Source organism: Methanosarcina barkeri str. Wiesmoor (assembly GCF_000969985.1).
Lineage (GTDB): Archaea > Halobacteriota > Methanosarcinia > Methanosarcinales > Methanosarcinaceae > Methanosarcina > Methanosarcina barkeri_B.
This window is the reverse complement of record NZ_CP009526.1, coordinates 2,400,283-2,423,860: the sequence shown is the minus strand read 5'-3', so window position 1 is coordinate 2,423,860 and position 23,578 is coordinate 2,400,283. Positions and strand designations below refer to the sequence as shown.

Genomic DNA, 23,578 nt, shown 5'->3' with positions numbered 1-23,578 from the left:
TAAGGAATCAAAAATGTTCAGTACAATTGTTAGTCCGCGCTTTGGGGACATAGACGGGCTTGGGCATGTGAATAACACTGTCCTCCCGGTCTGGTTCGAAATTGGAAGAAACTCAGTATTCCGGCTTTTTTCACCGGACCTTGATCTTAGCCCTGATGTATGGCACCTGATACTTGTCAGGACCGAGTTTGATTTTCTGCACCAGATGTATTTCAGGTCGGATGTGGAGATAAGAACTTTCATTGCAAAGATAGGAAACAGCTCATTTACTGTCGGGCATGAAGCATGGCAGGAAGGCGAGCTAAAGGTAAAGGGTAAGGCAGTGCTGGTTTACTACGACTTTAAGCTCCAGAAAGCAATGCCGCTTCCCGATCCAATCCGCGAAATTCTGACAGCGCATATGTTTCCTGCGATGGACAATGCTGAAACAGATACGGATTCCCCTTGCTCTATTTGAATCTATTTGACTGACTGCCCTCAAATCGAACTTTGGAGCACACGAAATATTTCTGGTCGCAAGTCAACAGCTCCAAAAAATTGATAAGGCAAGTGAGAGGCTAATACAATGCATCTTATAGAAGAGTCCCTCGGTAATTACTTTGAAAAACAGGTGGCTGTAGACCCTGACCACGAGTTTATAATCTATCCTGACCGCAACCTTCGTTTTACCTATGGGCAGTTCAACGAACGGGTCAATAACCTTGCAAAAGGGCTGCTAGCTATAGGGATAACAAAAGGGGATCATGTAGGAATCTGGGCAAAAAATGTTCCTGATTGGCTTACCTTCATGTTTGCCACGGCAAAGATAGGAGCAGTACTTGTTACTGTGAATACTGCCTACAAGAGCCATGAGGTCGAATATGTATTAAAACAGTCCGATATGAAGGCTCTGGCTATGATTGATAGTTACAGAGACGTTGATTATCTCGAAATAATTAATGAACTGGTCCCTGAGCTCAAAACCTCTGAGAGGGGGAGACTGAAAAGCAAAAACTTTCCCTATCTTAAGAGTATAATTTATGTAGGACAGGAAAAGCACCGGGGTATGTATAACACAAATGAGCTTATGCTTCTTGGCAGTCATTATCCCGATGACAAGCTCCGCGAGATTATGACCAGCGTCGACTGTGACGATGTTGTCAATATGCAGTATACATCAGGTACTACCGGGTTTCCTAAAGGAGTCATGCTGACCCATAAAAATATCCTGAATAACGGGCTTTCTATTGGAGACCGCCAGAGGTTTACCTATGTAGACAAACTCTGTTTTCCCGTGCCACTTTTTCACTGTTTTGGGATAGTACTAGGAGTTATGGCCGTTCTGACTCACAGAGCAACGCTTGTTATGCTCGAAGTTTTTGATCCTCTATTAGTACTTGCCGCTGTCCATAAAGAGAAATGTACAGCGCTTTACGGCGTGCCAACAATGTTTATTGCCGAGTATACACATCCCATGTTCGACATGTTTGACCTATCATCTCTCAGGACAGGAATTATGGCGGGTTCGACCTGCCCCGTGGAAGCCATGAAAAAGGTCGTAAACGATATGCACTGCTATCAGATTACCAGTGTTTACGGGCTTACGGAAGCATCCCCTGGTATGACCCAAACTGCTGTAGACGATCCTCTAGAACTCAGGGTCGAAACTGTTGGTAAGCATTTCCCGAGCGTAGAGGTCAGGGTTGTTGATCCCGATACCAATGAGCCTGTGCCCCTAAATACTGTAGGAGAGATATGTTGTCGCGGGTATAACGTAATGAAAGGTTACTATAAGATGCCTGAAGAAACGAAAAAAGTTATCGATGAAGACGGTTGGCTTCACAGTGGAGACCTTGGAACCTGTGACGAAAACGGTTACTACAGAATCACAGGCAGGATTAAGGACATGATTATCCGGGGAGGAGAAAACATATATCCAAGGGAAATTGAGGAACTCCTGCTTACCATGCCCGAAATTACAGACGTTCAGGTTGTGGGCATCCCTGACAAAAAATACGGGGAAATTGTAGGTGCCTTTGTGATTCTCAAAAAAGGTGCAGACTTTACAGAAGTCGATATCAGAGATTATGCTTTAAGCAAGGTCGCTCGCTATAAGGTTCCAAAACACATATTCATTGTAGATGAATTCCCACTGACAGCAAGCGGTAAGATTCAAAAATACAGGCTAAGGGAACTGGCTGTGGAGCTTCTTAATGAGCAAGGTGAAAAAATAGCAATTGAGTAAAAGCAGTAGCTATTGACAGTTGTTGGCAGTTGTTAGCAGTTATAGGTAGTCGTTGGCAGTTGTTAGCAGTTGTCAACAGTTGTCAACAGTTGTCAACAGTTGTTGACAGTTATTGATAGTTATAGGTAGTTGTTGGCAGTTATTGATAGCGACTATTGACCTCGCATATTAAAAAATAGATCAGTTATTATTAACTACTCAGATTGTTTTATCAGCCATTCAGGTCGATTTTCTTTCTTAATTGAGTTTCAATTCGTTAATTCTTTTGCTTTAACTCACTTTCCGCAGTAAATTTTCGTAAATTCATATTTTTACTGCTATCGATTTTCAATCAAATGTAGATTTATTGGACTTTTATGCAGTAGGTAAAAGCAACGATGTGGTGTATTTAGAGACCAAAAACGATATCATTCAATTTTCCCCAAATACCATTAAACTCTCTTTCCGCAGATGTCCGTACAATTTTCATAATTTTTTCTGCTATCGTTTTTTCTGCTAATTGCATGTGATGTTTAAAGAATTATTTTTAAAATGTTCTACAATTTTCGGCATTTTTACCTTCAATGAAAACTTTCAACTCGATTTACCAAAGCTTCAGTTGAGATAATAACGAGAGATTTTTGAGAAATTCTCCAAAACCGATAGCAAGAAAATTGTTGTTTTTTCGAGAACATCTGCGGAAAGTCAGATTAAAAATCCAAATTATTTGCTCTGTTCCAAAAACGCTATCATGAGAAATATTGATTTTCAAAAAAATACTGCGGAATGTAGGTTTAAAATTTCAAGGCCATTAAAAAATAGGATGTTAGCAAATTTTAAAGATTGATTACATTTTTGAAGGACATTTTAATTTATTCCCATATTAAAAAGTGTATGACAATACAAAAATGATGGGCAATTGAATATTTGACGTAATTTATTATATATACGATTTCAGCATTAGAAGGATGTAGTTGTAAGAGAAGCGCAATAATGCACCCTTGTGCATAGCTTATGGGGAGTTTTTCTGTAGGGGTTTCATCGATTGAGAGCTCAGAGATCACAACGGAGCTCTCAATCAATCACCACAACCAATTAAATGTCTGCACTGTTCTCTTGCAACTAGATGAAGAATATGGGGGAGTATTCTTCAAGGGGGTTTCACCAATTGAGAGCCCAGGGGTCATCAAATAGGGCTCTCAATCAATTACCAACTTTTAAATTAATTTTTAACTTAATTGGAATGTCAGCTTAAACTATTTTTGACTAACTTTTAGAACAATTTATTAATTTCCATAAATCGTACAAATAGTTTAATTTAGCTCCCACTTTCTCCCTGTTAAAGTTCAACTTTTGAATTTTCCCCAGTCATTACCTTTACAAATCTTTCAAGTAATCAATAACTGTCCTATTCTATTTAAGTCCTTTGATGAGTCACTTTTATTGGTATCTGTACTAACAAATGTTGATCACTCTGTGATCATAGCTTTTTAATTATAAATTTTTTATAATAATTTTAGCAAAATAGGGCAATTAAAAAACTTTTAACTTTTCCAAAGATCTCTGTACTGATTATGAAAAACAGCTAACCTACGATACATCAAGCGAGTTTTTCCCTATTTCTCAGGATAAAAATTAAATAGCCTTCTTATCGGATAGAAACGGTTTACATTACGAAGCATAAGACCCTTCCTGAATATTTAACTCAGGGAATATAAGAGTCAACTTCCTCTGTGACTCCTCAGGTTTAAAGATCAGACAAATAAGTTACATGCCCTGATATTTACAAAAATGTGGCAGAATTTATATAAAAGCGGCAAATCCAGAAATAGAGGTGAGGATTTTATTGAAGGGCTTGAACCTTCGAACTCCTCCATTTTTGGAAGACAAATTATATCAGTCCTGTAAGTATTACGCCGATTCCCATAAGCGCTACACAGCCCACGGCCGCAAAGTCCATATTATTCCAGACAAGCCTGCCCTTGTCCACGCCATGTCTGTCCCTGTATCCTCTCATATCCATCGTCAGGCCGAGAACCTGGGTCCTTCCAAGAGAATTTGCCACCAGGGGCACAAGAAGCGGCTTTATACTCCTTACCTTTCCACGGAACCCTTTTCCTGGGTTGTAGCCCCTTGCAAGTTGGGCTTCATGGATACGCTGCCCTTCGACCTGCAAGCTCGGGATGAAGCGAAGGGCAATTACGAACATAAGCACATAATCCACAGGGATGTGGATTTCCAGAAGGGCTTTCATGAGGTCACTGGGCCTTGTGGTGACCACAAGAAGCTGAAACGCAAAGAGCATTGCAAAGAATCGGAGGGAAAGAACTACTCCAAAGTCCAGAGCTCCGGTAGTGACTGGAAGTATCCCGTTGGCAGTAAGAATTCCGGCCGGGATAAGAAAACCCAGGATTATTCCACTTTTCATGGTGAAGACCGTTAGTAGTATCAGGCTTACACTCAGGAAAACAAGAAGCTTGAGCTGTCTGAGAAGTTCATGCTGTAGTCCGGCTTTGAGAGACACCAGAAAGATTCCCAGCACCATAAGGGCCAGGACTATAGAATTCATTGTAAAAACACTCAGAACTATAATTCCTGCTACAGCTGCCATTTTGGAGAGCGGATTCATACTGTGTAAAAAGCTGTCACTATTAATGTACTGCATAATCTCCTTCATGTACAAATGCCTCCAATGTGTTCTCTGCTCACCTGCTCACTATCTGCAGTTATCCTGCTGGTATCTTCGACGATTTTTCCGGCCGCCATGCGAATAACCCTCTCGGCGTGGTCTTTTACTATCTGCATGTTATGGGTCACCATGACTATTGTGTGCCCTTCCTGCTGGAGTTTTCGTATGAGCTGCATCATACTGTCCGATTCTTCGGCATCCAGACCTGTTGTAGGTTCATCGAGCACGATCAGTTCGGGCTTCATGGCAATTATGCAAGCAACCGCCAGTCTCTGCCTTTCTCCTCTGCTCAGGTTGCGGGGAAAAACTCTCAGTTTTTCGCCCAAATTTACAAGTTCAAGGGAATCGGATATTGCTTTCTCAGCCTCAAGCCCTTTTATATTAATGTTATTTAATCCGAAAGCAATTTCTGCTTCGACAGTATCCTCAAAAAGCATGTTGTCCGGGTTCTGAAAGACCAGACCGGTATATTTGACAAGCTCGTTTACAGAACTTTTTGAAGTTTCAAAGCCTTTTATAGTTACACTCCCAGAATAAGGGCGTAAAAGGCCATTAAAGTGCTTGACAAGGGTTGTCTTGCCTGAACCATTCTCGCCCAGCACAGCAACGAGCTCCCCAGGATAAATCTCCAGGTCTATGCTGTCGAGTGCCAGGACTTCTCCGTAACGCTGTGTGAGATTCTTTACAGAAATAATGGGCTTTCTTTCCTTCCACTTATTATGAGGCATATAAAGAGTCTGTCTGTCAGTTTCAGGAATTTCCGGTTCTAAAGCGAGAGAAGATGCTGAAAGAGAAGATGCTGAAAAATCAGCTGGACTTTTTATATCTTTTATTCTGCCTTTTTCAAGCAGCACGACCCTATCCCCGATTTCGAGGAAATCATCTATGTTGTGGTCTATGATTATGATAGTCTTTCCGGCTTCTTTCAGCCTTTTCAGGATTGAAAAGATTCTTCTTACAGCCTTTGTATCCAGTTCGGCTGTAGCTTCGTCAAGGATAAGGACTTCGGTATCGAGGGCAAAGGTTGCTGCAAGTGCAACTTTTTGCTTCTGACCGCCAGAAAGAGCATGGGGAGCCCGGTTTCTAAGGTGGCTGATTTCGCAGAATTCCATTACTTCTTCCAGCCTGTGTCTCAGTTCTTTTATGGGATAGCCACGATTTTCAAGTCCCGAACGGATTTCCTCTTCGACACTTGTGAAGATCAGCTGTGATTCCGCATCATCAAAAACCATCCCGATATGCCGGCTCAGTTCCTTCATGCCGTTAAAACTTTTTACGTTCCGGTTTTTGAAAATGATTTCTCCTTCGGTCTTGCCCCCTATTTCATGGTGCAGGATACCTGCCATTGCAAGAGCAAGCGTTGTCTTTCCGGCTGCACTGTGTCCGGTAACTAGAAGCAGTTCTCCCTGTCGGACTTCAAGGTTAATTTTATTCAGAACAGGGCTTTCAGCTGTTCCGTAGGTATATGAAAAATCTTTTAGTTCTATCATGCTCTCCCCCGGGCAAGCACCCTTGAGGCAGGTAGGTAAAGCATCTGCGCAATGATGGCATTGACGATTGCGGTCCCTACCACAATTGGGATTATAGCAGCTACAAAAGCTCCCATGGTTGCGAACTTAGACAGGATCGTAGGAGCGATCAGAACCATCGCAACGATTACAAATGTTGATCCGCTGATTAGAGTTCCTACCAGTGTTGAAGGAGCAGAAGAAAGTGAAAACTTATTCCTGAGACTTTTTACGTGACCAGGCAGGCAACGGCACCTACAGGCTCACTGATAAGGTTTGCAGGTGGAAATATTGAGTGACTGAGAAGTGCGCACACTATGCCTGCTACAATCCCGATACCTATGACTTCCGTGAATATGGGCATCACGAGGATAATGGCAAGGCAGTAAAACGCTATTACAAGATTTGAAACGATAGGACCCGGAATTACAAGGGATAAATAGCGCACTATTGCGCCGACTGCAAGCAAGATTCCAACAATGGCAATATCTTGAGATTTCATTAAAAACCACACATCCTGTGAACATTCTTCGGGAAATTATCCTGTAAGCTGAATTACTGTGATTATAAACTCAACAATTCAATTAAACGCGGTAATTAAGTTCCACAACTTAGTACTATAAAGCATAATAATGTACATTAATATAGAATCTTTATGCTTTAGTAACCTATATTATACTTAGATTTGAATTCTCTTCAAATTCAAAGGAGAATTTTCCAATCAGAAAAATATGTGATAATTTCGTCATGCTACAGTTTTGTTATAAGTTGTGAAATTGAATGTATCTTTTGAGCATGTTTTTTAGACTTGGTTTATTCTTAACTTTCCTATAAATATGTGAAATTTACTTTATGTGAAATTTACTTTTATACATGCAATTTAAGAGGATACTTGTTCCATTTTTCACAGAATCTCGGTTCTGAAGGCTGCAGAGTTGAAGGACAAGTCTGAAACCACTTTAGATAGGAAAACTAATTTGGGGTAAGAGCAATAGGATTAACAAGGACTGTTGTGGGGTTTGGTATCTCGCCTATGGATGTAAATGAGCTGGATGAAGTCCAGACTATTGAAGAAGGATTCAGAAAAGCATATGTTGGAGATCTGAAAGGAACAGTAGAAGCTGTTGACAAACTCAAGGGCTTCGCGCTCCAGTTGATTCCCCTGGATGCCAATGCTGAAAACGAGCTGGATATAAAAGCGCTGATCATCTCTATAGGGGACATAGCGAGAGTATCTGCTGAAATGAAAATGGAGCAGGCATGCTCAGTTTCAAGTCGTGTTCTTGGAGATATAGCACTTAAGGCTGCCAGTCAAAAAAGGGAACCAGTTGCTATAAAGGCTTTGTCCATTATAGGGAGCCTTGCCCTGGAGTTTGCAGGAAAAGGCCTGGATGAGGCAGCCAGAAGTGCAACCGAATCGCTCGGAACTTGCGGAAAGGGCTCTTCAAGGATGAAAATGGAAACGATGATGAGCCTTTCTGAGGTTTACCTTATGCAGGTATCAATGATATCTATAGAAAAAAGACTTCAGAAGGCCGGAATCGCTTCTATAGGCTACATTGGAGAGATAGGAACCGCTTCGGCCAAACAGGCAATCGAAACCTGTACTCTGGAAGCTGCAGTCATTCTTGAAGATCTGGGTAATGCCGCTGTAAGGGAAAATAACGAGTCCTGCGCAAAGGCAGTAATTGAGGCACTCGAAAACCTGGGCATTGAGGTCTCTCAGGGTGGAATGAAAAATGTACTTGTCCAGATCGCGTGGTCTCTGGAAATGATCCGGGTACTCACTCTGGATCGAGGCATGAAAGAAGCTTGCTTTGCTGCAAAGGATGCGCTTGAATCCATTAACACAGCAGGCTTGCTTGACGCAGAACAGAACCTGGAAAAAATCAGGGAAATAAAGGAATTCCATTCATTTATTCTGAAAAAGAGTTAATGAAGCAGTTGGAGAAAGTTAGAGTTAAGGATGTAGAATACAGGGAGTTAAACAATTAAGAAGCTCAACAAGCCGGAAGTAGAGACTGAAAAATCTGTTTTTCGCATTTAAGTATAAAAACGCACTTTCCGCAGTAAATTTTCGTAAATTCATATTTTTCAGATCATGTACTTACTTTTTATAAAATCCCATTCAATTTCACCTTGATGACTCTCTCCCAGCTCTGAATCCACAACTCATCTTGGTCATTATGGCTTTATTGCTGGCGTATTTGACGAACTTGAAATTTCAGATTTGATTGACACTCTTCTTCCTCAGAAAAGTGGCCATAACCTTTCTCATTCTACTGTTCTTAAGGCAATGTGCATTAACGGTTTAGGATTTACTGAACGTCGTCTTTACCTATTTCCTGCTTTCTTTGAAAACTTGCCCACTGAAAAGTTACTGGGAGAAGGTGTTCTCCCAGAACATCTTAATGATGACGTTTTTGGCAGAACTATGGACAAAATCCAGGAATATGGAGCAACCGAAATCTTCAACCATATCATTCTGCAAGCTTTGAAACACGTTCCTATTAATCCTCGTCTTTGTCATTCAGATACTACAAATTTCAGTGTTTATGGTGACTATGAAAACGATGATAACGGCAAAAATATCAACATTACTTATGGTCATCCTAAAGACAAGAGAGTAGACTTACTTCGTTTTTCTATTTATATGGTTACTGACCAGAAAGGAATTCCTCTGTTCGTGAGAGCATTGGATGGTAACAGTTCCGATAAGAAAGTTCTCATCAAAACCATAAAGGAAGTAACGCAGAACCTGAATCTTGATCAGAGAGTTTATCATGTTGCAGACAGCGCATTTTATACTGAAAGTAATGTCGAGGAAATAGGAACTAACGCTTTTTTCATCTCGAGAGTACCTGCAACCATCAATGAATCAAAGGAATTATTGATGACAGATTTAGTTCTGGAAACATGCTCTGATGAACGTTATTCTTGTTATGCTGTAAAATCCTGTTATGGTGGAGTAGAACAGTTATGGGTTGTATTTTGTTCAGAGGAAATGAAAAAGAAGGAAGAGAAGAAATTTGATGAAAAGATTCTTAAAGAGCTTGACGCAGCAGAAAAGTCCCTTAAAAAGCTTTCTAATCATGAATTTGCTTGTGAAGCAGACGCAAGAATAGCTGCTGAACAATGGTTGAAAGAGAATGAACTGTATGAATTCCAGAAACTTGAGATAAAAACTAAGTCACACAGACTTGAAAACAAGAAAGGAAGACCAGGGAAAGGTGAAGATGTACAGACTTTTTACCTGATAGAAGCAGAGATAAAACACGATCAGGAGAATAAAGAACAGGGAACAGTTGAAAGAGAGTTCAGGTTCCTTAAAGATAAGAGTTTCAGAGTGTCTTAAGGTGTACCTGAAAAAAAGTCCAGAATAGAAGCGCTTGCGATGGTAATGGTTCTATGCTGGTTATTGTATTCAATAGCTGAGTGGAAACTGAGAACAAGATTGGAAGAAGCAAAAGAAGCTATCAGAAACCAGGTTAAGAAGAAAACACAGACTCCGACAATGAAATGGGTATTTTTTCAGTTCAGGAGAATAACAGAGTTAGAGATCGAAATTGAGGGAAAGAGAATAAAGAAGGTATTAAATCTGGATGAAGAAACAATTAAAGTGCTGAGATTGATGGGGGAAAATACGAAAAATATTATATGTGAAAAAATACTGCGGAAAGTAGGTTATAAGCTGGAGTAAACGAAATACTTACAGCCGAAAAAAAGCGGAAATAATAAGTGGTTTTAAATTAAATGCCCTGAAATAAATTGCTTCTGAAATAAAATGTTTCTGTAATCATATATAATACAAAAACAATAGGTATGAACATTATGATCCCAGTAGATAGGGAAAATCCCATTTGCCCGGAATGCTTCCCGGAGTTTATCGTAGGCATCGAGCCGCCAGCCAACAGGACGGAAAAAGCGCTCTGGTTTATTTTCCGGGGCCGCGAGGTTCTCCTCAAGCTTAATAAAAACCCTGGAGCAATCCCAAAAATGCTGGACTTTGGAGAACTTGGGCTCTCTGAAATTCGGGAACAGTATCTTGGGACACTTGAGGGAACTCACTGTTATTCAGTGGAACTGCCTGAAGATGCACAGGCACCTGAGGGTATGAAATTTGCAGATCTCAGACAGGCGTATACGGAAATGAATGAGAAGTGCTTTGCGCTTGTGAATAAAGCTGTTCAGATTATGGAATGGGATAGAACTAACCAGTATTGCAGTCGTTGCGGGGCAAAAACCCTGCAAAAACCCGGCGAAAGGGGAAAGGAGTGCCCTGAATGTGGAGAACTTTTCTATCCTAGGATCTCGCCTGCCGTGATTGTACTTATCCGAAAAGAGCATGAGATTTTACTTGCAAGGTCCCCGAATTTTATGCCAGGAATGTATGGTTTGATAGCCGGTTTTGTTGAACCAGGTGAGTCAGCCGAAACTGCGGTAGTCAGGGAAACCAGGGAAGAAGTGGGAATTAAGGTCAAAAATATCAGTTATTTCGGGACACAAGCTTGGCCGTTTCCGAATTCTCTTATGATCGGATTTACTGCGGAGTACGATTCTGGAGAGATCCAACCCGATGGATTTGAGATTGAGGATGCCGGATGGTTTTCGGTTGAAAAACTGCCTGGGTTGCCTGGGAAAATAAGCATTGCAAGAAAGCTGATTGACTATTTCCTTAAAGAAGAAGGGCTGGAAGTTTAAAGCCAGATTAAGAATTCAATTTTCAATTCAGAGTTTTATTCTTTCCACTGCACTCTTTTTAATTCTTTTTATCATTCTCAGTATCATTCTCAGGATTTTAATCTGACTTGCGCGTGCCCGGTCTTTTTCATTTCATAACCTGAGTTCAGAGATAATGTATAATGGTGTTAAGTGCCAATGAAATCTTTGCGAAATATAACGGAGTTAAAATCAAATGATTAAAAAGGTTACAAATTTTATAATATCATTTGTTATTACAACTATTATTTTATTGGTATATTTTTATCTTGTACATGGTATACCTGTTGTTCAAGAACTGGAAAAAACGAATATCGTATCTGTGCAAATTATTCATGGAAACGAAACTATTACTCTCACTGATGATGAAGATATTGAGAAAGCTGTCAATGTTGTAAAAACATTAAGTTTTCGATTTGGAGAAGCTAATGGTGGACCTGCAGATACTACATGTATATTTTATCAGAGAGATGGTTCTAAAATAGAAATAGGAGCAAACAATGATACTATCTTTAAGAATGGCAGACAGTGTGTTGGTGTGAATGAGTCATGTCAATTTTTTGGACACTTAATTCAAGGTTTTTTCTTTCCGGAAACACTACAAGGATGGGAAACTGTATAATTAACGAATGAGCTTATCAAAAATCAATTTTACCTCAAATAAGTAAAGTTTTCAGAACGATTTCTCTACAGTCGGAAATTCAATTAATTTTTAATAGACTTGCATTAAGGAAAAGTACTCCAGAATACATACATCGACGAAGAGCATTGAGTTCATTCTTCAATATAGTTTCTGTATCCTAATCAAACCCTCTTGATTTTGGATATAAAAAAGTAAAAAACTTAATTTCATCTGCTCCAAAATTCATTAAAACATATTTATGTTGTTTGCATTTTTCCCATAGATTGATTTCATCCTTGATGAACAAACGTTGTACTTCAACACTTCAACAAAACATTCCAATGTATTTTGGTTCCAACTTCGTCGTTTAATCTCTTGAAGTAAAGGAGCAGAATTTTCATAGCTAACAATAGCTAACAAAAACATTATCCATATTTTTTTGAGATATCTTGCTGCAGTAGTTTTGCCTGCAGCCATACAGCCCTGTAATGATAAGCCTACAGACATTTACTTCCTCTTTCACTTTTGATGTAATGTTGGCGTGCTTTTTCCATTATCTTCATTACACAGTTATATTTGGCATCAACATAATCTCTCGGCGAATAGCGGTGTTTAAGAGAAGCTCCAAGCTTTACTTGTTCATATTCCTTAAAGCTCTCAAGATCAACTCTCAGATAGTCCCTAAACATCAATTCATCTGTTATGTGGGTGTTTCCTTTTTGATATATATGAATGTGGTGTGTATGGTTACCAGAATTATCAGGGGCAAACTTTACAAAATATCTTCTTCCTTCAATGCCATTTTCGCCCCTTGGATTGTATCCTTTTTCTATCATGAGTTCATTGTAATTATCAACTTGATTGATATTTTCAACAACTATCATAATGTCAATAATCGGTTTTGCACTCATGCCTTTTATCGAAGTTGAACCAAAATGTTGAATATCTATTATAAGCTCTCCAAAGATGCTTTCGAGAAGTTCTTTTTCTATTTTGTATAGGTCAACCCAAACTTCATTATATGGAACGACTGTCATTTCCCTTGCCATGAACATTCCTCCGTCCGCAGATTCGTTTCATACCCACTATGTAAAACCGTCATGCAACAATAATATCAATAATTTTCCATACAGTCAAACAGTGAATAATTAAAATATACATTTGTAAACATCGAGTCTATCCCGTAACTAATATTATATTAAAATTATGAATTTAGGATTATGTATTTCTATAAAATATGTGACAGTTTAAGAGAGTTCACATGCTATAACCACTTTTAATTTTTTCAAAAAACTCACCTGCATAAATAGCGCAGAAGCCTGTCTAAAGCTCGTAGAGAGCTTTTCTTTTTCCTTCGTTTTATCTTCGGTTAAGGTCTGATTTCTTAAAGGCCATCCAGAGAGCTCCCAGAAACACAGGCTTTAAATTTTTGCCTATTTAGATGAAATCGATACCCTGTTCCAGCTCATAATTTATTGAAATATTTAACAAATGTTGAGGTAATTGACGCAAGTTGTTACGATTCTTTACTTAACCGAAGACGCATAAATTTGATTGAAATTATAAACAAAGTTTGTGGTTTAGACATTCACAAACTCTTTTTCATTACTACAATCCTATACAGATCAGGTGAAAAACAGCAACAATGTTTTGATAGAACCGACGATGACATTTTAGCCTTCAAAAAATGAACGATATCTAAAAAATGCAATGTTGTTGCATGTGAATCAACGAGTGACTTTTGGTTTCCAATTTATGATTCATTAATAAACTATATACCTATTATAGTTGAAAATGCTCGAGACATGTCAAATAGTAAATTAAGTCTTTAAAAACTCATATTTTTCTTAATTTTTAAGATATGAGTTCTCTAAATAACTTAACTTTACAATTAAAGGACACTTCTAAATAAAATGCACTACTTTTTAAAAATTTTGAAAAACGTGGACTATATTTATATATAACTGAAGTGTTGTTGATTTGCGATGCTTCTTTTTGGACATATTGGGGTTACATTGGGAATATTCTTTGGACTTGCAATTTTAATACCTCGGCTAAGGACTATTATAGATCCAAAATACTTAGTCATTGGAGCTCTTCTGCCCGACTTAATCGACAAGCCTTTAGGAATGATTATCTTTGCTTCTACCTTTGCAAACGGACGTATCATATGTCATACTCTGTTATCCGTTCTTTCTCTTTTCCTGGTAGGTTTATACATATACAAAAAGAAAAAAGATGTCAAAGTTCTCAGCCTTGCTTCAGGATCCTTCTTCCATCTTATGGAAGATTATATGTGGACAAATCCTAGAACTTTATTCTGGCCTCTCCTCGGATTCGAATTCCCCAAATATCGGACAGATTTCAATGGAATTGAATACTTGACAAAACTGTTTGAAAACTCGTTTACATTTCATATTTCGCTTTCTTCCGTTCCTGAAATCTTGGGGATGGGGATAATAGTTATTTTGGCTTTACACTGGTTAATAAAAGAATTTGGGCAAAATAAGTCTTAACAATAAAATAGGCACTTAAACTGAAAACAGAAAGGAATTTTCTTCATCCTGTATACCTTCGCCCAGGATGAAGAAGATACAGAAATACATTAAAATTTAATTTTTAGACTTTTTTTAGAAACTCACCAGGATAGTTATCTTTTTCTCCAAACGCACATGAAATTTTACTAAATTACAGGACAAAATACAGGCACAAAATATAGGCACAAAATATAGGCACAAAATATAGGTACAAAATATAGGCACAAAATACAGGCACAAAAATATGAAAGTACATGAAAGCACTTTCATGCTAAATTTTACTGTTTTTCTAACTTTCAAGCTTGATTCTTACATCTTCTAAAATATGGAAATCGATTATAGCAACCTTTCGAGAAATCCTTTTATAAAATACCCTGTAAATTGTCTTTACCCTGTAAATTGTCTTTTTTACAGATGGCAAAAAACGGAGAACATTAAATGAAAGTCTGATGCGGGCTTTCCTATCAACAAATATTCTCTTCTTCCAAAGGTTGTCAGAAGATCCATTAGAAAATACATTATAAGTCCATATCCGGCCATTAATGATCTTCATGGCCAGCTTGAACCGTCCACTGGCAAGCTAGTTACAGATTATAATATAATCAGAGATCCGATACGCGTAGATTCAGGGGGTATGGAGTACATGGCTACCCACATAAAGAAACTCAGCTCTGAAGACCCTAATACATTCGTGGTCTCGGCTGGAGACTCTATGGGTGCAGCAGAGTAGAACTGCCAACAGGTATTATCGTTCAGGGTTCATGACTTTTCATAGGTGCTGTATTTCACCATCAGGAACGAAAAGTTTTCTTTTGACCACTTTACCAGATCACCGGTCTTTCACTTTCTGGTCTGTAGAGTTTATCCGAGGGATTTACGTTCGGAAATGCCCTATAAAACTCAGGAACGTTGAAAACTACTCCATTTACCCTGAACCTGGCTGGTGAGTGGGTATCAGTCAGTACTAACGTCCTCAGCAATTCGTTTGTGTCCGATTCCCTCCACACCTGAGTAAAGCCTAAAAAGAACCTCTGATCTCCAGTGAATCCATCGATTATATCCGGCTCCTCTTTCAGTGAGAGCTTATAAGCATGGTAAGCCACGGTCAACCCGCCGAAATCTGCTACGTTCTCAGGCAGGGTCAGGTTGCCATTGACGTACAGGCCAGGTAGAACCTCGAACCTGTTATACTCGTCTACCAGAACCTCCGTGCTTTTGTTGAAGTTATCGGCATCTTCTTGTGTCCACCAATCTGTTAAATTTCCACTTGCATCGAACTTTCTGCCCTGGCTGTCGAAGTGGTGAGTCATCTCGTGCCCTATAATAGCACCTATGGCACCGTAATTAACAGCGTCGTCGGCATCTTTATTGAAGAAAGGAGGCTGAAGAATGCCTGCCGGGAAGACTATAATTATTTTATTGTAGTCCGCATAGGCGTTAGTCTCCTGGGGATTCATCTCCCACAGCTTGCGATTTACGGGCTGGCCTATTCTATCCAGACCGCTGGGGCCGTGATGGAACTTGAATTTAGAGGCCCTTAGGACATTCATGGCATATGAGTCGTTTTTAACTTCAAGCTCTGAATAGTTCAGCCATTCATCCGGGTAGCCTACCTGCACCTCCAGAACTTCAAGCTTTTTGAGAGCTTCTTTTTTGGTTTCAGGCTCCATCCATGTCAGGTCTTGAATTCTCTCCCTGAAGGCCGTTTTCAGGTTCAATACCATCTCCTGCATCCTGGCCCTGGAGCCTGGATCAAAATATCTATCCACATAGACACGGCCTACGGCCTCGCCCATAGCCTCGTTTTCCGCATCAATAACCCTCTTCCAGCGGGGCTTCATTTCCTGCTGGCCATTGAGTTTTCTTCCATAAAAATCAAAGTGTTCCTCTTCTACGTCGGAGCTCAGGTAAGGTGATGTCCCTAAAATAAGCTTCCAGCGCAGGAAAGTCTTCCAATCATCTATGTTCTCGTCCTGAAGGGCGCTGCTCAACTCTTTAAAATATGAAGGATTTCTGACGTTGACCTCGGCTACATCCGGATGACCAAGAGAGACGAAGAGACAAGACCAGTTAATGCCTGGTGCAAAGGCCTGAAGCTCCTCAAGGCTCATCTTGTTATACGTTTTGACCTCATCGTTGTCTTCCACATTGGTAAATGATGCATTGGCCAGCCGGGTCTCTATCCTCATCACGGTCCTGGCATTATTCTCAGCAATCTCTGGACTATCACCGAGGAAGACAAACATCCTGGTAACATGAGTCAAATACTGTTCTCTGATCTTGATAGATTCATTGTCCTGTCTGAAATAGAAATCTCTATCTGGGAGGCCTAACCCTCCTTGAGTAAGAGTTGCAATCATGATCTTGCTGTTTTTTTTGTCGGGTGCAGCATACATTGAAAAGAAAGTATCTAGGTCGTATTCCATCATTTGCGTCGAAACGGTCTGGAGGTCGGAGGCATTGGAGATATTGTCTATCATCTTAAGCTCGCTTTTGATTGAGTCAAGATGCTGCTTTTCCAGAGTGGCATTATTCATTCCCATACTGTAGAACCTGCCAATCTTCTGCTCTAGGCTTCCATCAGGAGCTGAGGTATTGCTAGCTGCTCTCTCCATTATTTCTTTGACACGGTCATAATTCCTGTCCTTTACTATTGCAAACTCTCCGTATCGGGATTTGTCAGGGGGCACAGGATGGTTTTTTATCCAGTCTCCCTCAGCATATTCATAGAAGTCGTCTCCAGGTTTTATTGAAAGATTCATACTTTCGGGGTCGAAAGCTTTTTCCTTTTCTGAAGTGCTCATGTTACTCCTCAAAGTTTCGGAAGAGCCCAAGACTACAATCGTTAAAGTGTTAACCAGTAAGATGCCAAAAGTGAACAGACTTATTATTCCATTCTTCTTCATGCCCCCTCAACTCCTACCCACAACTCTCATGAATTCTAATCCTTAAAGTACAGTTACAAAACGGCTTATTTGAACTTTGTAGGAATCCTTAATCTTGCAGTATAGAATACATATTTAGAGTACAAAATCACACAAAATAGACGTTGTGATCAAGTTAATTACAAAACCTGCTTAGATACTACTTTTTAACTGTAAGCTCGCTATACCGCAACACATCCACAAGTCTTATTGCTCCCGTTATAGAACATAATTATTCCCATAATTATTTTAAACTACTTATACTAAAACTAACCTTAGTCCCAAAGCTAGTGATTTTTAATACTACGTCCAACTGGCTTGGAACTGAGCAGGAAACAAAAAGTCAACTTATTTTTAAAATTTTGGAACTTATGCCTCTTTAGTGGCCTGGAAAACTGGAAGGCTGAAAAACGTAATTTTAGGAATGTAAAATTGTTCAAGATAAATATAAAATTGTTAAATATAATAGATTGACAGAGAAAAAAGAAATTCTGAAGAGAAAGAGAAGAAACCACGAAAATAGATAAAGATAAGAAAATTAGATGAATACAGGAAAAATCCAGAAAATCTGTAAGAGATCACCAGATTTTTCCTGCTTCCCAACCTTTTTTTGTGAAATCTCCAGATTTCACCCCAATTTCTTACTATGAATGCCCTTTTTGGAGGGCATCTTACTTTCATCAGGAACGGATACACTTTGTTTTGACCAGTGCCCTGCAAGGAAAGCTCCGGACAGGTTGTGCCAGATACTGAAAATCGCACCTGGAAGCGCGGCAACTGCTGTGAAATGTTTTATCGCAAGAGCGACACTCAGACCGGAATTCTGCATCCCAACCTCGATTGCAATAGTCCTTGCTTCGGTTTCGCTGAACCCCAGGACCTTTGAAACCCCATAACCGCCTGCAAGTCCAAGCCCGTTATGCAGGATCACTGCAAGCAGTACCAGTGGGCCGCTCTTTCCAAGGTTCGCGCTGTTTGTCCCTATGATCACCGCAATGATAATTACTATGGCTGCGGCTGAGATTGCCGGAAAAACTTCCTTGATCGCGCTTATCTGTTTTTCAAAGAAATAGTTGATTACAAGCCCGAGCACAACAGGCACGATTACCACCTTTACAACGCTCACAAGCATGCCCATCACGTCGACTTCCACACTCTGGCCTATAAGGACCCAGGTAAGGAAAGGTGTTGCAAGAAAAGCGATCAGGGTAGAAACCGAGGTAAGTACTATTGAAAGAGCCACATCGGCTTTTGCTAAATAGGATATCACATTCGAAGCCGTACCGCCCGGACAGCAGCCCAGCAGGATCACGCCCGCAGCCAGATCAGATGGGAGCTTCAGAACAAGGCAAACTATCCAGGCTATAAGTGGCATAACTGTGTACTGCATCAAGGTGCCCAGGAAGACTGCTGAAGGTCTTTTCAATACTGCAAGGAAACTGTTTACTGAGAGGGTAATTCCCATCCCAAGCATAATAAGGCTTAGAAAAGGTACGATAAGCCCTTGATGAGGAGCAAAGTAGTCAGGATAAACATATGCGACAGCCGATAAGAGAACCGCCCAGAGGGGAAACAGAGACGTAAATTTTTGAAGCACTTTTTGATACACTATCTCACCAGATTTGCAGGATGGAGCCACATGCCTGAAGCATAAGCATTAGAGGTTAATTAAATAAGTTCAATAAAGTAAGTAAGTTCAATAAATTAAACTCGTACAAATAATATTTTATAAACAGCACTTCATGCACACTTCATTTTTAGAAATGCCTTGTGTTGAAAAGTACCTCGTCTTAAAAGGTACCTTTTTTGAAAAAATACCTTTTATTGAAATAAAGAACTGAATATAAGCTTCAATTACAAAATAAGTAAAAAATTATTGTTTAAAAATATATCTATTTCTTTACAATAGATACTGAAACTGTAAATAATTTCGAAGCTCTGTATTTGCCCTGCTCTTGAACCTTGTATATAATCTAACACATAAATGACAAATGTACCGGGTATAAGATTTTTACCTGTTCATCATCGACTCAGGACATAAAATAGTCCTCAGTTTGAACATTAAACTAAAACCACTGTCTTATTCCAGCTTTAATGCGGCTATTCTGAGAATTGTTAATAGATGAAAAATTATTACTTTTTTAACTCTAGGGTGAGAAGTCACCTTCCTCGACAATTTCTGGCGAAAGCCGGAAAGTGGCAGGTGGGGTGAAAGCCGTCAACTTCAAATATTCTATTACAAAAGTAATTTATTTTTTTAAACCATATTACTCTCGGATGTTAAAAGCCTATAAATATCGAGTCTACCCCAACAAAGATCAGAAAAGACTTATAAAAGTACATTTTGGAGCTTGTAGATTTGTCTATAATTGGGCTTTAGAACAGAAGATTAAAACTTATGAACAATACAATAAATCCATCTCACGGTTTGACTTACAACGAATTTTAGTCCATGAAGTAAAACCTGCTAATGCCTGATTGAAAGAAGCTAATTCTCAAGCTTTGCTGGCGTCCTTAATTTAGTTGAAAGTTAGTTGAAAGTTAGTTGAAAGTTAATAGAAAGAATCCTTCTTTCTCGTCCATCATGGAAAAATTCCGAACTGTTATTTTAGTATTGTCTCTAATCTCAACAGGAATCCAGTAAGAAACACTCTTCCCATCCCTGACTATTGTTTAACTTAAATATTCCTACAGCAACAGAGTAGTTTCCGGTATTATTCCATTCATGAGTACAATTCAAAGTTATATTCTTAGTGTATGTGTCATTTACCGTATCCTTTACTAAATGATTTGAATCATTTGACAGAAAATAATTATAATCATATTTGTTATTCAAAGAATTCCAGTAAAATACCACAGTTGTCGTTGAATATTCTTCTGGTGAAATAGTGAGGTTCATATAAAAATTATAATCTTTGTTGGGGTATCCCATATAGAATAATCAGTTCTCGGTAGATCTGGTTTTTCCAATATCAATTCTCTACTTTTGAATAACTAAAAATTTCATTAGTAGTCTGATTAACATCTCCGTCTGCACTTCCAAGGCTTACAGATCCTGAGATGAAATAGAAAGACAAGAAAAAGCAAGCAGGCTGAGCGCAAGTTTTTCTTCATATAACTATTAATTAATTTTAATAAATATATCAAGATTTGGCCTATCTTCATAAAATTGTTTTCTTTAAAGTTTTTAGAAATAGATAACTTGCATGGATTTCCCCTAGAATCGTAATAAAATTGTATTAATGTGAAAGCTATTTATAATGTATGGAATTTCGTACCTTTGAAACCCCAATAGCGCTGATAAGGATCCTGCAAAATATCCAACAACCAATATTTTGTTATATTGTTCAAAATCTTCATTGGTATCCCGAGGTCAAAGTATTATCACGCATGAACCAATATACCGTACTGATGAATGAATATTCTCATTCCAGCCGGATTAAGCCAATTAAAGTCCTTACCTTCGGGGAAGCCCTTTTTGATATCATCAGAGGTTCAGCCCACCTTGGGGGAGCTCCGCTGAACCTTGCAGCCCACCTTGCAAAACTAGGAGCAAAACCGGCTGTGATCACGGCAGTTGGAAGAGATGAGCTTGGAAAAAGTCTGCTTTCCAGAGCTAAAGCAATGGGGATTGACACCTCTTACATCTTAATTGATAAAAAAAGGCCTACAGGAACGGTTACTGTTCAACTTCAGGCTGAAGGAATTCCGGTTTTCACGATTAACAAAGGTGTTGCCTGGGATGCAATTACACCGGATGAAAAAGAATTCAAGGCTCTTTCCGGAGAAGAATGGGATGTTTTCTGCTTTGGAACCCTTGCCCAGAGGACGGAAGAAAACCGAAAAACTCTGGAAAGGCTGTTTTCGGAAATAAAAGCAAAACATTTCTTTTACGATGTAAACCTGAGGACAGGGAATTATAAAAAAGAATGGATACTGTCTTCGCTAGAACACACAACGATTTTAAAACTGAATGAGAAAGAAGCCTCCACTATTTCTTGCCTGCTTTCTGGCACTTCTGGCACCTGCAAACCTCTTACTTCTTACAAAGCTTTCTGTCGCCTGGTTACCGAAAAATATCCTGAAATTTTCGTGATCTGCATATCAAGAGGGCCTAAAGGAGCCGCTGTTTGCTATAAAGGCGTTTATGAGGAGGTAGAAACGACTCCTATAGAGGTTGCAGATACGGTCGGGGCCGGAGATGCCTTTTCCGCAGGCTTTCTTTATACTTGCCTCTCAGGATACGGAGTTTCAAAAGCTGCTTCAATTGCCTGCATCCTTGGAACGTATGTTGCATCAAAACCAGGTGCGGTTCCCGATTATTCAAAAGAGCTTATGGAAGAGCTCAAAGCTCAAGGTTTAAACCTGAGTTTTATCAAAACCTGAGTTTTATCAAAACTCGAGTGGGTTACGAAGGACTAAGTTGAGTGAACTCGATTAAAAATTAAGGAAAAAATAGTTTATAAAAATATAGTTTATAAAATAGATTGAACTTATCGGTGTCGCAGTCTTTTAGAATGGAATTCCCCAGAGAGGGTACCACTTTTCCACATTTTCTTCAATAGGCATTTCCCTTTCCATTTCCGCTCTTAACTTGAATTCAAAGGGGTTGTCCCTCTGCTTGCCGGAAAGCGGGATAAAGGGATAATAAGTTCCCTGCTTAAAATTGTAAATCCAATAAACGGTTTTTCCGCGGCCGGATTTTCCAGCTTCGGGTTCGCTGTCAAACCTGTAAATAGCGCAAAGAAGCTGCCCGCCTAAGCCGTGTTCTTCAAGGGTTTCACTTACAAGATTAATGTTTGCAACAAGGTCTTCGAAATCAGGGTCTTTAAAAATAGCCCACAAAAAGTTGAACTCGTCTTTTTCCAGCCTGAATTCGGTTTCTGTTTCCTTTGAACTGTATTCCAGAAGCTCCTGAATCTCTTTTCGTGCAGAATCGTACGCTGAAGCCCCAATTGGCTTAAAACATATCCCTGCTGATCCTGAAGGCTTTAGGCCGAGATTGCTTTCCAGAGTGATGCTGGCTGTAGACATTGCAAATAACTTATCACTTTTTGCTTTTGGAAGCGTACTCTTCCCGAGAACTGCGTTCACTAAATCGCGAAAGCCCATTTAGTTTCTCCTCTTTAAGTGCGTCCTTAATTCGTTTTATGAATTCGTTTTCTTAATTCGTGTCCTGTTAACTAAGAGTTTATGACCTGGATTTGTCCTATAGTTGGGATTCGTCCCGTGACAAGGAGTGTCCTATAGTTGGGATTCGTCCTGTGACAAGGATTTTGTTAGAAACTATATTAGCCCAGATCCTGCTGTATTTTTTCAAGCTTGGCTATTCTTTTTTCCACAGACGGATGAGTGGAAAACAGATCCATTATGGAAGAACCTGAAATTGCAGGTATGATGAAAAAGGCATTCATTCCTTCTACTGACCTGAGATCTTCGCTCGGGACCCTGGACATGACTCCGCTTATTTTCATTAGGGCCGATGCAAGGTTTGACGGCTGTCCGGTAATAATGGCTGCACCCCTATCTGCGGCATATTCCCTGTAGCGGGAAAGAGCTCGGATAAGTAGGAAACTGACTGCCCAGACTGCAAGTGAAACTAACCAGACAAGCAAAATGCCTCCGCCTTCTTTTTTCCGACCTCCTCCCATATCTCCAAAGTAGAGGCTGTAACGGACAAAGTAAAAAGCCAGAGTTGAGATGAAACTGGCAATTGTCATGATAGCCATATCTCTGTTCTTGACATGGGTAAGTTCGTGAGCAAGCACAGCCTCAAGTTCGGCTGGAGAGAGTTTGTCCATAATTCCTGTTGTAACTGCAACAACAGCGTTGTTCTGGTTTCGGCCTGTTGCAAAAGCATTTGGAACCTGAGTCCTGACAATCGCCACCTGAGGTTTCGGGAGATCAGCTATTGCGCAGAGCCGCGTAATTATTCCATGCAGTTGTGGGGCTTCGCTTTCAGAAACAATATGTGCACCAGTTGACCACAGCACCAGTTTATCCGAGTAAAAGTACTGGATCGCCATGAAAGAGCCTACAAAAAGCATCATAACTACTGGTGGAGTCCCGTTGTACGAAAGAAACGCCAGGAAAAAAAGATAAACTGCTGCCAGAAGAAACATCGTGAAAATCATCCGTCCCTGAAGTCCCAAATCCCGTTCCCACTTTCGTTTCATTGATTACTACTCCTGAGTATAATTTATGTGGTATAATTTATGTGTCGAATTACGCTTAGGTAAGATTTCAATCGATTACTCTGAAGTAAAGTGCTGTTGCAGTGAATTGCAACTAAAATAAAGTGCGATTATAGTTATTGCTGTTAAAGTTAAACGCGTTTTAAATGATTATTAAGTCTGAGTTTAAATTGTAATTAAAC

At 39.5% G+C, this 23,578-nt stretch carries 17 protein-coding genes and 3 pseudogenes; 11 read left to right on the top strand and 9 right to left on the bottom strand.

Features of this window, described 5'->3' with window-relative positions:
- Positions 1-13 precede the first annotated feature (13 nt).
- Both MSBRW_RS10145 and MSBRW_RS10140 read left to right on the top strand, forming a co-directional pair.
- The gene (locus MSBRW_RS10145) at positions 14-457 is read left to right on the top strand and encodes an acyl-CoA thioesterase (protein WP_011307761.1); all 444 of its coding nucleotides are present in this window, start codon (positions 14-16) and stop codon (positions 455-457) included.
- Between the two features lie 108 nt (positions 458-565).
- On the top strand, positions 566-2,224 hold the full coding sequence (locus tag MSBRW_RS10140) for an AMP-binding protein (RefSeq protein ID WP_011307762.1): 1,659 nt from the start codon (positions 566-568) through the stop codon (positions 2,222-2,224).
- A 1,870-nt stretch (positions 2,225-4,094) separates the two neighbouring features.
- Here MSBRW_RS10140 and MSBRW_RS10135 read toward each other — a convergent pair.
- Both MSBRW_RS10135 and MSBRW_RS10130 read right to left on the bottom strand, forming a co-directional pair.
- A complete protein-coding gene (locus MSBRW_RS10135; RefSeq protein ID WP_011307763.1) occupies positions 4,095-4,880 on the bottom strand; it encodes an energy-coupling factor transporter transmembrane component T family protein in 786 nt (261 codons plus the stop codon).
- On the bottom strand, positions 4,877-6,382 hold the full coding sequence (locus MSBRW_RS10130; protein ID WP_011307764.1) for an ABC transporter ATP-binding protein: 1,506 nt from the start codon (positions 6,380-6,382) through the stop codon (positions 4,877-4,879). Before MSBRW_RS10130 ends, MSBRW_RS10135 begins: the two co-directional genes overlap by 4 nt.
- 51 nt (positions 6,383-6,433) lie before the next feature.
- Here MSBRW_RS10130 and MSBRW_RS23445 point away from each other — a divergent pair, with 51 nt between their 5' ends.
- The gene (locus MSBRW_RS23445) at positions 6,434-6,637 is read left to right on the top strand and encodes a hypothetical protein (RefSeq protein ID WP_230670079.1); all 204 of its coding nucleotides are present in this window, start codon (positions 6,434-6,436) and stop codon (positions 6,635-6,637) included.
- On the opposite strand, the gene MSBRW_RS23440 is transcribed toward MSBRW_RS23445, so the two are convergent.
- Positions 6,630-6,902 carry a hypothetical protein gene (locus tag MSBRW_RS23440; RefSeq protein WP_011307766.1) on the bottom strand — a complete coding sequence of 91 codons (273 nt, stop codon included), beginning with the start codon at positions 6,900-6,902 and terminating at the stop codon, positions 6,630-6,632. The genes MSBRW_RS23445 and MSBRW_RS23440 overlap by 8 nt on opposite strands.
- Positions 6,903-7,412: 510 nt before the next feature.
- Here MSBRW_RS23440 and MSBRW_RS10120 point away from each other — a divergent pair.
- From MSBRW_RS10120 to MSBRW_RS10105, 4 genes and pseudogenes are all read left to right on the top strand, one after another.
- On the top strand, positions 7,413-8,336 hold the full coding sequence (locus MSBRW_RS10120) for a hypothetical protein (protein WP_011307767.1): 924 nt from the start codon (positions 7,413-7,415) through the stop codon (positions 8,334-8,336).
- 258 nt (positions 8,337-8,594) lie between these two features.
- Positions 8,595-10,063: pseudogene (locus MSBRW_RS10115) on the top strand (IS1634 family transposase).
- Between the two features lie 168 nt (positions 10,064-10,231).
- Positions 10,232-11,101 carry an NAD(+) diphosphatase gene (gene nudC, locus MSBRW_RS10110; protein ID WP_011307770.1) on the top strand — a complete coding sequence of 290 codons (870 nt, stop codon included), beginning with the start codon at positions 10,232-10,234 and terminating at the stop codon, positions 11,099-11,101.
- A gap of 214 nt (positions 11,102-11,315) precedes the next feature.
- On the top strand, positions 11,316-11,741 hold the full coding sequence (locus tag MSBRW_RS10105) for a hypothetical protein (RefSeq protein ID WP_011307771.1): 426 nt from the start codon (positions 11,316-11,318) through the stop codon (positions 11,739-11,741).
- A gap of 246 nt (positions 11,742-11,987) precedes the next feature.
- On the opposite strand, the gene MSBRW_RS20295 is transcribed toward MSBRW_RS10105, so the two are convergent.
- Positions 11,988-12,248, bottom strand: a complete 261-nt coding sequence (locus MSBRW_RS20295) for a nucleoside/nucleotide kinase family protein (RefSeq protein WP_052305904.1) — start codon at positions 12,246-12,248, stop codon at positions 11,988-11,990.
- Positions 12,239-12,790 carry a GrpB family protein gene (locus MSBRW_RS10095; RefSeq protein ID WP_011307772.1) on the bottom strand — a complete coding sequence of 184 codons (552 nt, stop codon included), beginning with the start codon at positions 12,788-12,790 and terminating at the stop codon, positions 12,239-12,241. The genes MSBRW_RS20295 and MSBRW_RS10095 overlap by 10 nt, the downstream gene beginning before the upstream one ends.
- A 501-nt stretch (positions 12,791-13,291) precedes the next feature.
- Between MSBRW_RS10095 and MSBRW_RS22160 the strand changes: the two are divergent.
- Positions 13,292-13,549: pseudogene (locus MSBRW_RS22160) on the top strand (IS110 family transposase); the annotation flags it as partial.
- A 177-nt stretch (positions 13,550-13,726) separates the two neighbouring features.
- The gene (locus MSBRW_RS10090; protein ID WP_011307773.1) at positions 13,727-14,257 is read left to right on the top strand and encodes a metal-dependent hydrolase; all 531 of its coding nucleotides are present in this window, start codon (positions 13,727-13,729) and stop codon (positions 14,255-14,257) included.
- 842 nt (positions 14,258-15,099) lie between these two features.
- On the opposite strand, the gene MSBRW_RS10080 is transcribed toward MSBRW_RS10090, so the two are convergent.
- Positions 15,100-17,184, bottom strand: coding sequence for a M13 family metallopeptidase (locus MSBRW_RS10080; protein WP_011307775.1), 2,085 nt, complete (start codon positions 17,182-17,184; stop codon positions 15,100-15,102).
- Between the two features lie 646 nt (positions 17,185-17,830).
- Complete coding sequence (locus tag MSBRW_RS10075; RefSeq protein ID WP_011307776.1) at positions 17,831-18,811, bottom strand: bile acid:sodium symporter family protein; 981 nt, start codon at positions 18,809-18,811, stop codon at positions 17,831-17,833.
- 668 nt (positions 18,812-19,479) lie between these two features.
- Between MSBRW_RS10075 and MSBRW_RS10070 the strand changes: the two are divergent.
- Together MSBRW_RS10070 and MSBRW_RS10060 are read left to right on the top strand one after the other, a co-directional pair.
- A pseudogene (locus MSBRW_RS10070) lies at positions 19,480-19,644 on the top strand (helix-turn-helix domain-containing protein); the annotation flags it as partial.
- Between the two features lie 948 nt (positions 19,645-20,592).
- The gene (locus tag MSBRW_RS10060) at positions 20,593-21,588 is read left to right on the top strand and encodes a carbohydrate kinase family protein (RefSeq protein WP_230670077.1); all 996 of its coding nucleotides are present in this window, start codon (positions 20,593-20,595) and stop codon (positions 21,586-21,588) included.
- A gap of 126 nt (positions 21,589-21,714) precedes the next feature.
- Here the strand turns inward: MSBRW_RS10060 and pspAB are convergent, their stop codons facing one another.
- Both pspAB and htpX read right to left on the bottom strand, forming a co-directional pair.
- Complete coding sequence (gene pspAB, locus MSBRW_RS10055) at positions 21,715-22,314, bottom strand: PspA-associated protein PspAB (RefSeq protein WP_011307780.1); 600 nt, start codon at positions 22,312-22,314, stop codon at positions 21,715-21,717.
- A 179-nt stretch (positions 22,315-22,493) separates the two neighbouring features.
- A complete protein-coding gene (gene htpX, locus MSBRW_RS10050) occupies positions 22,494-23,378 on the bottom strand; it encodes a zinc metalloprotease HtpX (protein ID WP_011307781.1) in 885 nt (294 codons plus the stop codon).
- Positions 23,379-23,578: the final 200 nt, after the last annotated feature.